This window comes from Archangium sp. (assembly GCF_036389735.1).
Lineage (GTDB): Bacteria > Myxococcota > Myxococcia > Myxococcales > Myxococcaceae > Archangium.
This window is the reverse complement of sequence record NZ_DASVWK010000690.1, coordinates 1-11,032: the sequence shown is the minus strand read 5'-3', so window position 1 is coordinate 11,032 and position 11,032 is coordinate 1. Positions and strand designations below refer to the sequence as shown.

General features: G+C 69.4%; 11 protein-coding genes. 8 read left to right on the top strand and 3 right to left on the bottom strand.

Features of this window, described 5'->3' with window-relative positions:
- The 4 genes from VF794_RS24360 to VF794_RS24345 all read left to right on the top strand — a co-directional run.
- Nucleotides 1-466, top strand: a 466-nt coding sequence (locus tag VF794_RS24360) for an ArsA-related P-loop ATPase (RefSeq protein WP_331114353.1), incomplete at its 5' end; no start/stop codon positions are given.
- Complete coding sequence (locus VF794_RS24355; RefSeq protein ID WP_331114351.1) at nt 463-1,644, top strand: ArsA family ATPase; 1,182 nt, start codon at nt 463-465, stop codon at nt 1,642-1,644. The genes VF794_RS24360 and VF794_RS24355, both read left to right, overlap by 4 nt.
- A gap of 183 nt (nt 1,645-1,827) precedes the next feature.
- Entirely contained in the window at nt 1,828-2,952 is a 1,125-nt protein-coding gene (locus VF794_RS24350; protein ID WP_331114349.1) for a tetratricopeptide repeat protein, read from the top strand.
- Nucleotides 2,953-2,967: 15 nt separating this feature from the next.
- Nucleotides 2,968-4,164 (top strand): M48 family metalloprotease, encoded by a 1,197-nt coding sequence (locus VF794_RS24345; protein WP_331114347.1) that lies wholly within the window; start codon nt 2,968-2,970, stop codon nt 4,162-4,164.
- Nucleotides 4,165-4,235: 71 nt separating this feature from the next.
- On the opposite strand, the gene VF794_RS24340 is transcribed toward VF794_RS24345, so the two are convergent.
- Nucleotides 4,236-4,751 carry a tetratricopeptide repeat protein gene (locus tag VF794_RS24340; protein WP_331114345.1) on the bottom strand — a complete coding sequence of 172 codons (516 nt, stop codon included), beginning with the start codon at nt 4,749-4,751 and terminating at the stop codon, nt 4,236-4,238.
- A gap of 7 nt (nt 4,752-4,758) precedes the next feature.
- On the bottom strand, nt 4,759-5,868 hold the full coding sequence (locus VF794_RS24335) for a hypothetical protein (RefSeq protein WP_331114343.1): 1,110 nt from the start codon (nt 5,866-5,868) through the stop codon (nt 4,759-4,761).
- A gap of 210 nt (nt 5,869-6,078) precedes the next feature.
- Here VF794_RS24335 and ruvX point away from each other — a divergent pair, with 210 nt between their 5' ends.
- The 4 genes from ruvX to VF794_RS24315 all read left to right on the top strand — a co-directional run bounded on the left by ruvX (nt 6,079) and on the right by VF794_RS24315 (nt 9,682).
- Nucleotides 6,079-6,540 (top strand): Holliday junction resolvase RuvX, encoded by a 462-nt coding sequence (gene ruvX, locus VF794_RS24330; RefSeq protein WP_331114341.1) that lies wholly within the window; start codon nt 6,079-6,081, stop codon nt 6,538-6,540.
- Nucleotides 6,541-7,611: an endolytic transglycosylase MltG gene (gene mltG / locus VF794_RS24325; protein WP_331114339.1), complete on the top strand. Its 1,071-nt coding sequence runs from the start codon at nt 6,541-6,543 to the stop codon at nt 7,609-7,611.
- Nucleotides 7,612-7,726: 115 nt separating this feature from the next.
- Nucleotides 7,727-8,680 carry a hypothetical protein gene (locus VF794_RS24320; protein ID WP_331114337.1) on the top strand — a complete coding sequence of 318 codons (954 nt, stop codon included), beginning with the start codon at nt 7,727-7,729 and terminating at the stop codon, nt 8,678-8,680.
- A gap of 258 nt (nt 8,681-8,938) precedes the next feature.
- Complete coding sequence (locus VF794_RS24315) at nt 8,939-9,682, top strand: YsnF/AvaK domain-containing protein (RefSeq protein ID WP_331114335.1); 744 nt, start codon at nt 8,939-8,941, stop codon at nt 9,680-9,682.
- 52 nt (nt 9,683-9,734) lie between these two features.
- Here VF794_RS24315 and VF794_RS24310 read toward each other — a convergent pair.
- Nucleotides 9,735-11,032 (bottom strand): PAS domain-containing sensor histidine kinase (locus VF794_RS24310; protein ID WP_331114333.1); only part of this gene is annotated, 1,298 nt, incomplete at its 5' end.

Here is an 11,032-nt window from a genome sequence, read left to right as displayed (position 1 = left end):
CTTCCTGCGGGTGCCCCAGGTGCTGCTGCAGACGTTGCCTCCCGGGCCCATGACCCGCGAGGCGATGAAGATGCGCGACATCCTGGAGGACGCGGCGACGACGGCGGCGGTGCTGGTGTCGCTGCCCGAGGAGATGCCGGTGAACGAGACGCTGGAGCTGCACTCGGCGCTGAAGGAGCAGGTGCGCGTGCGCACCCACGCGGCGGTGCTGAACGCGGCCTTCCCCGAGCGCTTCACCGAGGACGATCTGGAGGCGCTGGTGGATGAGCCGGAGCTGCTGCGGGTGGCGCGTGCGCACCATGACCGGGCGGCGCAGACGGTGCTGGCGCAGTTGAAGCTGGAGCGCAACCTGCACGCGCCGGTGTACCAGGTGCCGCGCATCTTCGCGCCGGGCTTCGACCGGGCGGCCATCGAGCAGGTGATGGGCCACCTGGAGCCGCTGGTGACGGGGAAGGCGGGGGCATGAACAACGCGCTCACCCCGGCCCTGGAGAAGAAGCGCGTCCTGCTCTGCGTCGGCTCGGGAGGCGTGGGCAAGACGACCGTCTCGGCCACGCTGGCGCTGCGCGCGGCGGTGGACGGGCGCAGCAGCCTGGTGTGCACCATCGACCCGGCCAAGCGGCTGGCCAACTCGCTGGGCCTCAACGCCCTGGGCAACGTGGAGGCCCAGGTGCCCGCGTCCGTGCTGGAGCCGCTGGGGCTCAAGCCCAAGGGCACCCTCCACGCGATGATGCTGGACATGAAGGCCACGTGGGACGACCTCATCACCAAGTACGCCCCACCGGACAAGCGCGAGCGCATCCTCGCCAACCGCTTCTACCAGTCGCTCTCCAGCGCCCTCGCGGGCAGCCAGGAGTACATCGCGATGGAGAAGCTGTGGGAGCTGCGCACCCGGCGTGACTACGAGCTCATCGTGCTCGACACGCCTCCCACGGCACACGCGCTGGACTTCCTCGAGGCACCCAACCGGGTGCTGGACTTCCTCGACAACGAGGCGGCCAAGTGGCTGCTCACGCCCGCGCTGGCGGCGGGGAAGATCGGCCTGTCGATCTTCAGCTTCGGCAGCAGCTACGTGTCGAAGACGATCTCCAAGTTCACCGGCACGGAGACGTTGCAGGAGCTGGCCGGCTTCATGTCGGCGATCGCCCCGATGAACGAGAGCTTCCGGGAGCGGGCGCGCGGGGTGCGCGAGCTCTTGGAGGCGGACTCCACGGGGTTCGTGCTGGTGACGAGCCCGGGCCGCGAGCGGCTGGACGAGGTGACGCACTTCCACCGGTTGCTGAAGCAGAACCGGATGGAGGTGGTGGCGCTGGTAGTGAACCGGGTGCACCCGATGCCGAGCCAACTGCTGTGGGAGGAGGCCAAGGGGCTCATTCCCACGAGGCGCGCGAAGGCGGAGGAAACGCTGCGGGAGCTGACGGTGCTGGCGGAACAGGACCTGCGGGGCATCGCCGAGCTGCAGGCGGCCTGTCCGGGGACTCCGCTCATCCAGGTGCCGCGCTTCGAGATGGACGTGCACGACATCGGTGCGCTGTGGCGGACGGGGCGCTACCTGATGGGGGACGAAGTGATTCCCCTGAGTCCACCTTCTCCCCCTCTTCCTTCGGGAGAGGGACGAGGCGAGGGGACGAGTCCCCCGGGCTGACCCACGAGTCAGGCCAGCATCGTTCGCCTCCTGACCTCCCCTGCCCGGCTCCTCGCCGGACGGCGAGCCATGCGGGCGGGAAGCCCTAGCGAGGGTTAAGCTGGGGCCCGCCAGGGAACTCCAGCACGGCATCCGCTGTCATGGAGCCTGGAAACGCGAATGCTTTCGGAGCGGAGGAGATACATGTCGGCCACTTGGCGCAGGTGGGTGTTGGTGGGAGTTCTGGGCCTGGTGGGGTGTCGGACGACGGGCACGGCGGTGCGCGAGGGACAGGAGTCGTCCCGGCACGAGGTCCAGTTCGATCCGGTGACGGTGACGGGAGACCTGGAGCTGTCCGAGCTCAACGACGAGGAGCTCTTCGCGGGCGGCACGTCGGCCTTCGCGGCCGAGGACTTCAAGAAGGCGGCGCGCTACTTCGGGCGGCTGGCGGACTTCTTCCCCCAGAGCCAGCACCGGCGCGCGGCGCTCTACAACGCGGGGCTGGCGCACCAGCGGCTGAAGGAGTGGGAGGACGCGGCCATGCGTTTCTCCGAGCTGGCGGACCCGGAGAAGGGTACGGGCGACGCCCTGGACGCGGCCTTCCGGCTCGCGGAGACGCACTACCACCTGGAGCGTTTCGACGCGGCCACCCAGGTGCTCAAGGCCATCGCGGAGCGGGCGGACCTGCCGGTGGGCAAGCGCCTCGAGGCCCAGGTGCAGCAGGGCGTGTGCGAGCTGGAGTCCGGCCACCCGGAGAAGGCGGAGACCACGCTGCGCAAGGCCACCGACACGTACGAGAAGCTCTCGGACAAGGACGAGGTGGAGGACTACTTCCCGGGCCAGGCGCACTTCTTCGTCGGGGAGATCTACCGGCTGCACTACGAGGCGGTGAAGCTGGACCCGGCCAAGGGCAGCGACGCGCTGGCGAACGACCTGAACTACAAGGCGGAGCTGCTGCTGTCGGCGCAGGGCAACTACCTGCGCTCCATCCGGGTGGGCAACGGCCACTGGGCGACGGCGGCTGGCACGCAGATCGGCGCGATGTACGAGAACCTGTACGAGCACCTGGTGAACTCGCCGGCGCCCGCGGAGCTGGATGCCGAGGAGGCCGTGGTGTACCGCGAGGAGCTGCGCAAGAAGGTGCGGGTGCTGCTCACCAAGTCCATCAACATCTACGAGCGCACGCTGGAGGCGGCCGAGCGCATCGGCTCGCAGAACGCCTTCGTGGACAAGACGCGGCAGAGCCTGGAGAAGATGAAGGCGCTGCTGCTGGCGGACACGGACTCGGCGCCGACCCCGGTCGAGCCCTCGGCCGTGCCGCACTCCTGAGTCTCCGCGGTCCCCATGGAGCCCCTCTTCACGCCCGAGCAGCTCGCGGAAATCAAGGCCTACCACCTCCCCCACTACATCTGGGGCGGACTGGCCCCCCTGCTGTACCTGGGCACCCTCGCGCTCATCCTGGCCGTGCTGGTGCGCCCCTTCTACCGGTGGGCCGAGCGGAGCGCCCACTGGCTGTCCGAGCGGCTCGCCTCCCTGCGCACCGCGCCGGTGCTCCGTGTCCTCGTCAAGGTCATGGACCTGCTCTGGGGAGAGTCGGGCTGGGGCGCCGCGCTGCTCTTCGCGCTGTTCGTGCAGCTCTTCATCACGCTCCTCTACACGCCGACGAACATCTACTTCGGCTACGTGCTGGAGCATCAGTACGGCATGTCCGCGTACACCCCGCTGCGCTACGCGGTGGACCAGCTCAAGGGCATCACCCTGGGGGTCTTCGCCACCTCGGCCCTGGTGGTGGGCCTGTACGGGCTGGCCCGGCGGATGAAGTACTGGTGGCTGGTGCTGGGAGTCCCCGCGGCGCTGCTGCTGCTGGTGGCCTCGGCGCTCGACCCGTACCGCGGCCGCGTCTTCTTCGAGCAGAAACCCCTGGAGCACGGCCTCCTGCGTGAGCGCATCACCGCGCTCATGGCGCGCGCGGACGTCTCCTTCGCGGACGTATTGGTGGAGAAGACCTCCGTGGCGAGCAAGCGCGTGCAGGCCTACTTCGCGGGCCAGGGCCCCACCCGCACCATCGTCCTCAACGACACGCTGCTGCGCGAGCTCACCCCCGAGGAGATCCTCGCCGCCGTCGCGCACGAGGCGGGACACGTCCACGAGTCGAAGTGGCCGGGGCGCATCGCCTCCTCCTTCGCCCTGGTGGCGCTGCTCTTCGCCATCGACCGGCTGCTGCGGCTCGCCGCGGCACGGGGCTGGTTCGGCACCACGCGCTTCGCCGACATCCGCACCCTGCCGCTGCTGTGGCTGCTCATCTTCCTCGTCTTCTCCCTGAGTGGCCCCTTCTCCGCCGCCTTCTCGCGCGAGCGCGAGCGCGAGGCCGACCGCTACGCCCTGCGCCTCACCGAGGATCCCGCCGCCTTCCGCCGCATGCTGATGAAGGCCGCCCGGGTGAACAAGATGGACCCCGAGCCGCCTCGCTGGGTGGTCCTCAAGGGCTACAGCCACCCGCCCATCGGCGAGCGGCTGGCCGCCCTTCCCCCTACCCCCTGAAAAAACAATCGGCGGGCAGGCCCCGTCGTCCAGGGCCCGTCCGCCGATGCCTCCCACTCCGTCCCGCGGCCCTAGGCCCGGGGCTGCTCCTTCTTCATCTTCTCCACCGCCGCCAGCGCGATGGCCCGCACCAGCGCCCTCGCCCGCCGGCCCGCCGACGTCTCGCCGTTCGGGTCCGCCTCCACCGCGTTGGCGATGTCCGTGAAGCCCTGCCGGTTGCCCTGCCGCAGGTAGAGCTCGCCCCGGTTCGTCAGCGCCACCGGGTTGCGCGGATCCCGCTCCAGCGCCGCCGTGTACTCGGTGACGGCGTCCTGGAGCCGCCCCAGCTTCTGGTACACCGTGCCCAGCGCCGCCCGGCTCGCCGCGTCCTTCGGGTTCCCCTCCACCAGCCCCTCGAAGAGGATGCGCGCCTCCTCGCAGCGTCCCGCCGCCGCCAGGTCACACCCCACCTGCGCAATGGCCTTCGCCTCCTCGAAGGTCATCCCCTCCACCTCCGCCCACGTCATCTCCCCTCGCACGAACGCCTTCAGCTTCTCCGTCGTCGCCGTATCCATCGCGCCTCCCTCGTACTTGATGACCCGTCCCATCGCCGCCTCACGCGCTGCGCATGTTGGAGAGGGCCGTCTTCGCCATCTCGTTGAACTTCATCGACATCGTGCTCATCATCTCGAACATCATCTTCCGCTTCTCGACGAGCTTCTGGAGCCGCATCTGGATGCGATCCACGTCGCGCTGTGCATCGGCGAGCGCCTTCTCGTCCCCCTTGCCGTTCTTGATGCCCGACTGCCGATCCTGCGCCGCCGCGAGGTCATCCATCGTCGCGAGGATGTCGCCGTCCATCCGCTCCGTGAGCGCCATCAGGATGGCCTCGATCTTCTCCTCCAGGCTCAAGCTCGGGTCGTTGATGATGCCCTTCACGCTCGAGCTGGCCGCGCCACCCGTCGTGGACGGAGGTCTCGTCGGCGCCTCGGGCCGCGTGCCGCTGACCGGGGGCTGAGTGCCGGCGGAAGAACCGGGCGCCGGCGTCGGAGTGCTCGTGCCGCGCACGCCGTACTGGGCGATCCTCGCGTTCACGTCGCTCAGCGCGGCCCGGACGTCCTTCGTGTTGAAGGTGCCATCCACCACCCCACCCTTCTGGCTCGCCGTGTCGAGCTGCGTGCGGTACTCGGGATGCGCCAGCAGGAAGCGCGCCGCGTCCCGCACCGACTCCGGCATGTTCGCGTTCCCGGCCACCTTCTCGAGCGTCCCACGGGTGAAGCTGCCGTTCTTCACGTTGTCGACCGAGTCGAGCAGGGTGAAGTTCGCCTCCAGCGTCTTGAGGGCCTCGCGGTACTCGAGGATGCTCGGGTCCAGCACGCCCTCGGGACGGACCTCGCCCGGCGCGGCCGAGCCCCGGGTCGCCGACGAGGACCCCTGGGCCTGGCCCTCCGGCTTCGCGTAGCCCTCGCAGGCCACCTTGTCGTCCTTCGGCGTCGCGTACTCGGTATAGGCCGCCTGGTTCTTGCTCAGCTCCTGCGCCAGCCCGATGGCCCCATCGGCGACCATCAGCGCGTTGCCCGTCACCGCCCCCACCGCCGTCTTGATGGCGTTGGTCACCACCGGCGGCAGCCCCAGCGCGTTGCCCGCCGCATCCAGGAGCGCACCGCCCGACAGCAGGTTCGTCACTCCCCCCAGCGCACTGCCCAACCCCTTCAGGAAATCCATATGCAGGTCCCTCTCGCGCGGCCGGGAGACCCCGTGCCTCCGTGTGCCGCGCCGTGTTCCGCGTCCGACGGATTGCAGCGGCGATGCCGAGCTCGGCACGGCACGGACTCCAACGAATTCAGCGGGTTGGCCCGCCCCCCGGCCGAACACGGTCCTGCCTCGCGGACGGAGCGGTCCACGGCGGGGGATTGCGATTAGATTCCAGCCCTCATGCGCACCCTGGGCCTCGACGTGGGCACCAAGACGATCGGCGTCGCCGTCTCGGATGGGCTGGGCCTCACCGCCCAGTCCGTCACCACCATCCGGCGCACCAGCCTCAAGGCGGACCTCGCCGCCCTGGCGGACCTGGTGCGGGAGTACGAGGCCGAGCGCTTCGTCGTCGGGATGCCCTTCAACATGAACGGCACCGAGGGCCCTCGCGCCGAGGCCACCCGCAGGTTCGTGGACACCCTCACCCAGGCCCTCGGTCTGCCCGTGGAGCTGTGGGACGAGCGCATGTCCACCATGGCCGCCACGCGCACCCTGCTCGAGGCGGACCTCTCACGCGCCAAGCGCCGCGAGGTCATCGATCAGATGGCCGCCCAGTTCATCCTCCAGGGCTGGCTCGATGCCCGGAGCGTGGCCGCCTCGAGGGCGCATGACGACGACGACGATTACGACCCGGAGACGTAAGTGAAGAAAGTCCTCCTCGCCCTGCTCGTGCTCGGGGTGCTCACGGCCGCCGCCGCGGGTGCCTGGTACTTCCGCCGCGAGCAGCGGATCTCCCAGTTCGCCGCCACCTCCGTCACCCTGCCCCAGGAGGGCGTCACCGTCTCCGTGCCCACCGGCACTGGCCCCAAGGCGCTCGCCCGACTGCTGGCGGACGCGGGCATCGTCACGGACCCGGAGCTGCTCTACCTCTACATCCGCCGCGAGCAGGCCGGCCCCAGGCTCAAGGCCGGTGAGTACTTCTTCGAGGGCACCCTCACCCCCGCCCAGGTCGTGGAACAGCTCGCCTCCGGCAAGGTGAAGGTCTACCGCTTCACCGTCCCCGAGGGCCTGCGCGTCGAGGAGATCCTCCCCATCGTCGCCAGCTCGGAGCTGAAGCTCGACCTGAAGCAGCTGACGCAGCTCGCCTCGGACCCCGCCTTCCTGCGCAAGGCCGGGGTGCCCGCCGCCTCCATCGAGGGCTTTCTCTACCCGGACACGTACACCTTCACCCGTGGCGCCAGCGAGGAGAAGGTGCTGGCGAAGATGGTGGAGCGCTCCCTGGAGGAGTACCGGAAGGCCGATGCCCAGCGGAAGGACGGGGTGAAGCTCGGGCTGCTGGAGACGTTCACCCTCGCCTCCATCGTGGAGAAGGAGACGGGCCAGCCCCAGGAGCGGCCTCGCATCGCGTGCGTCTTCCACAACCGGCTGCGCCAGGGCATCAAGCTCCAGACGGACCCCACGGTCATCTACGCCATGAAGCTGCTGCGCGGGGTGTACTCGAAGAACATCACCCGGAGGGATCTGGAGACGCCGCACCCGTACAACACGTACACCACCGCGGGGCTCCCTCCGGGGCCCATCGCCAGCCCCGGTGCCGCCGCCCTCCAGGCCGCCCTCCACCCGCTCGACTGCGACGACCTCTTCTTCGTGTCACGCAACGACGGCACCCATATCTTTTGTCCCACCCTCGCCTGTCACGAAGCGGCGGTGCAGCAGTGGCAAGTGGAGTTCTTCCGCAACCAGCGCAGGAAGCGTGCTGGCGGCGCGAACTAGCGTCAGCCGTCCGCCCCTTCTCCAACCAGGGAAGCAAGGGAAGGAATCAGGACGGCTTCTCGTCGAGCCAGTGTGTCCACTGTTGGAAGGAACGCCTTTCAACAAGAGGTGCACCATGGCGACAACGACGCACGAGAGAGCGGGCATGGGCTTCCTATCGGGACCTCCCGTCAAGGTGAGCTGGAGCTCCATCTTCGCGGGCACGGTGACCGCGCTGGGGCTCTGGGTTTTGCTGTACGCGCTGGGCCTTGCCCTGGGTTTGTCCAACGTCAATCCGCAGGACGCGGGGAGCGCGAAGTCCTCCGGTATCTTCACCGGCATCTGGAGCCTCGTCTCCCCACTGATCGCGCTCTTCGTCGGCGGCATCGTGGCCGGGCGCGGCTCGGGGGCCCAGACGAAGGCGAGCGGCGGCATCCACGGCCTCGTGATGTGGGGACTCACCACGCTCCTGGGCCTGTGGATGCTCAGCAGCCTGGTCTCCTCCTTGGCCGGTGGACTCTTCTCGGTGGGCAAGTCCGCCGTCCAGGCAACGGGGTCGGCGGTCGCGGCCGGTGCCTCCCAGGCCGGTGGCGTGGGACAGGCGGCCAAGAGTTTCGGGCTCGACGCGGATGATGCCCTGCGCCCCGTGAATGAGCGGCTGCGCGCCGAGGGCAAGCCCCAGGTGACGGCGGCTCAGCTCGAGTCCGCGACCCGCGACGCGGTGCAGACGTCGGTGCGCGAGGGCCGCTTCGACCGGCAACTCCTCGTGAGTTCCCTCGCGGAGAAGACGGCCCTCAGCCGCTCGGATGCCGAGCAGGTGGCCGGCCGCATTGAGACGCAGTTCACCGCCTTCAAGGGACAGGCGGGAGACACGGCCCAGCAGGTGCAGACGGGCGCGCTCAAGGCGGCGGATGCCACCGGCAAGGCGTTCTGGGGAGTCTTCGGCGCCCTGTTCCTGGGGCTCATCTCCGCGGTGCTCGGGTCTTCCCTGGGCGTGAGCAAGCGCCAGCGCATCTACGCCGAGGGCGAGGTGGTGACGACTCCGCCCGCGGGCGGGCTGCCTCCCACGCGCCGCGAGGTGTACCCGTAGGCGTGCCGAGCACCGAAGTACGAGCCGGGCCCGAGGCGACATCCTCGGGCCCGGTGCAAGTTTGAATTCCTGGACGAAGCCTGGACAGTAGTGCGGCCGGGCAGCCAACACCCACCTGCTCTCCGGAGCGGCACTCCCCATCCTGTCACTTGAAGTGAAGCCCGTTCCTCGCCGGGGGCGCACGCCAGGGCTGGCGCCATCACGGGAGGGAGGAACGCGGCGCGGTACGTCCATGTGACCACGAGACAGGAGGCAGCCATGTTGTTCCAGCGCAGCCAATTGATGGAAGGGATGACGGTCCGCAGCTCCGACGGCGAGAAGCTCGGCAGGGTGTTCGCCATGGGGGATGACGCGTTCCACATCGAGAAGGGCCTGTTCTTCCCGAAGGACTACCTCGTCCGCTACGCGGATATCAGCGACATCCGCGATGGGGAGATCATCCTCATGCACGGCCGTGACAGCCTCCGGAGCTTTTCCTCCGAGGACAAATACGGCACGAGCGCCGGACTTGGGACGAGCACCGCGGCGACGGACCTACGCGCCAGCGCCGACACCACCGGGGCCTGGGGAAATGCGCGCCGCACCGAGGAGACCACCATCCCGCTCCACAAGGAGGAGCTGGACGTCACCAAGCGGGAGGTGCAGACCGGTGAGGTGCGCGTCCACAAGGACGTCGTGGAGGAAGTGAAGACGGTGAGCGTCCCGGTGCGCCGCGAGCGCGTACGCGTGGAGCGCCGCGACGTCAACCCGGACCGGCCGGCGATGAACGCCTCGTTCCAGGACGAGACGGTGGTGGTGCCCGTGCGCGCCGAGGAGGTCGATGTCAGCAAGCGCGCGGTGGTGGATGAAGAGGTCGTCATCCGCAAGGACTCCTTCGAGGAGGAGCGCCGGGTCGCGGAGTCGCTGCGGCACGAGGAAGTGGAGATCCGCAACTCCGATGACGCGGATGACAAGCGCACGCTGAACCTCGGCCCCGACGACCCGACCCTGCGCCGCCGGTAACAGTGCACGGGGCTCGACCTGGGCGGCAGCCGCGAAGGACGCGGCTGCCGTCTCAGTTCAGCGCCGCGCCGGCCTCCCGCGGCCTCGCGCCCCGCCGCGGCAGGCGCACGATGAAGGTAGTGCCATCCCCCACGGTGGAGCGCACCTCGACCGTGCCCCCGTGCGCCTCGGCGATCTGCCGGACGATGTAGAGGCCCAGCCCCAGGCCCGAGGTCGGGTGAGCCCCCTCCTCCATGGCTCGCCGGAAGGGCTCGAAGATGTCCGCCAGCCGCACCTCCGGGATGGGGGGGCCCTCGTTGTGGACCTCCATGCACAAGGCGTCTCCCTCTTCATGGAGCGTGACGTCCACCGGCGTGCCCGCCGGGCTGTAGTCCAGCGCGTTCTTGGCCAGGTTGCCCAGCAGTTGCGCGAGCCGATCCGGATCCCACTCGCCGTGGAGGTGGCCCTCCGCCTTCAGCCGCAGCTCGCGTCCGCAGTGGGTGGCCTCCAGGTCCTCCAACACATGCCGACACAGGTGCCGCAGGTTGACGCGCTGGGGGTGCACGGGAATGCCTCCCCCCAGCCGCCCGCGCGTGAAGTCCAGCAGGTCGCTGATCATCCGCACCATGCGCTCCCCACTGGCGACGATGCGCCGTACGCCCTTCAGGTGCCTCGCGGGAAAGTCCTCGTCTCGCAGCAGCATGTTGGCGGACAGGAGCAGGGTGTTGAGCGGGTTGCGCAGATCGTGCGAGACGACGCCCAGGAAGCGCTCGCGGAACTCCGCCGTCTGCTGCATCCGCGCCTCCTGCTGCTTGCGCTCGGTGATGTCCAGCACCACGGCGCCCACCATGTAGGCCTGTCCCGAGCGATCCTTCACCGGATAGTAGCTCACCAGCCAGTGCACCTGCCGTCCTCCCTGCCCGGACGGGCTTCCCATCACCTCCTGGTTGAGCACGGGCACCCCGGTGTCCAGGACGCGCTGGTAGAGCGGCGCGACGAGGCGGGCAAGCTCCGGCACCACCTCCTGCAGGGGACGCCCGAGCGAGGCCTCCACGGGCACACCGTGGATGTGTGCGAGCGCATGGTTGATGCGCACGTAGCGCAGCTCCCGATCCACCAGTGCCAGGCCCACGGGGGCCGTGGCCAACAGGGTGTCCAGCAGGGCGAGCGTCTCGGCCTGCTCCGCCTCGCGCTGGACCGCCTCCTCGCGCGCCGTGCGCTCCCGGGCCGCCAGCTGCGCCTGGATGATGAGGCCCGTGGCCCGGCTCACCATCGCCCGGAAGAGCAGCTTGTCCTCATTGGAGAACTCGTACGCCGTGCGGCTGCCCATGTGGGCCACGCCGATCACCTCGCCCGCGTGCAACAGCGGCA

Coding starts and splice junctions, on each gene's coding strand:
- VF794_RS24355 (WP_331114351.1), top strand. CDS start 463: ATGAACAACGCGCTCACCCCGGCCCTGGAGAAGAAGCGCGTCCTGCTC.
- VF794_RS24350 (WP_331114349.1), top strand. CDS start 1,828: ATGTCGGCCACTTGGCGCAGGTGGGTGTTGGTGGGAGTTCTGGGCCTG.
- VF794_RS24345 (WP_331114347.1), top strand. CDS start 2,968: ATGGAGCCCCTCTTCACGCCCGAGCAGCTCGCGGAAATCAAGGCCTAC.
- VF794_RS24340 (WP_331114345.1), bottom strand. CDS start 4,751: ATGGGACGGGTCATCAAGTACGAGGGAGGCGCGATGGATACGGCGACG.
- VF794_RS24335 (WP_331114343.1), bottom strand. CDS start 5,868: ATGGATTTCCTGAAGGGGTTGGGCAGTGCGCTGGGGGGAGTGACGAAC.
- ruvX (WP_331114341.1), top strand. CDS start 6,079: ATGCGCACCCTGGGCCTCGACGTGGGCACCAAGACGATCGGCGTCGCC.
- VF794_RS24320 (WP_331114337.1), top strand. CDS start 7,727: ATGGCGACAACGACGCACGAGAGAGCGGGCATGGGCTTCCTATCGGGA.
- VF794_RS24315 (WP_331114335.1), top strand. CDS start 8,939: ATGTTGTTCCAGCGCAGCCAATTGATGGAAGGGATGACGGTCCGCAGC.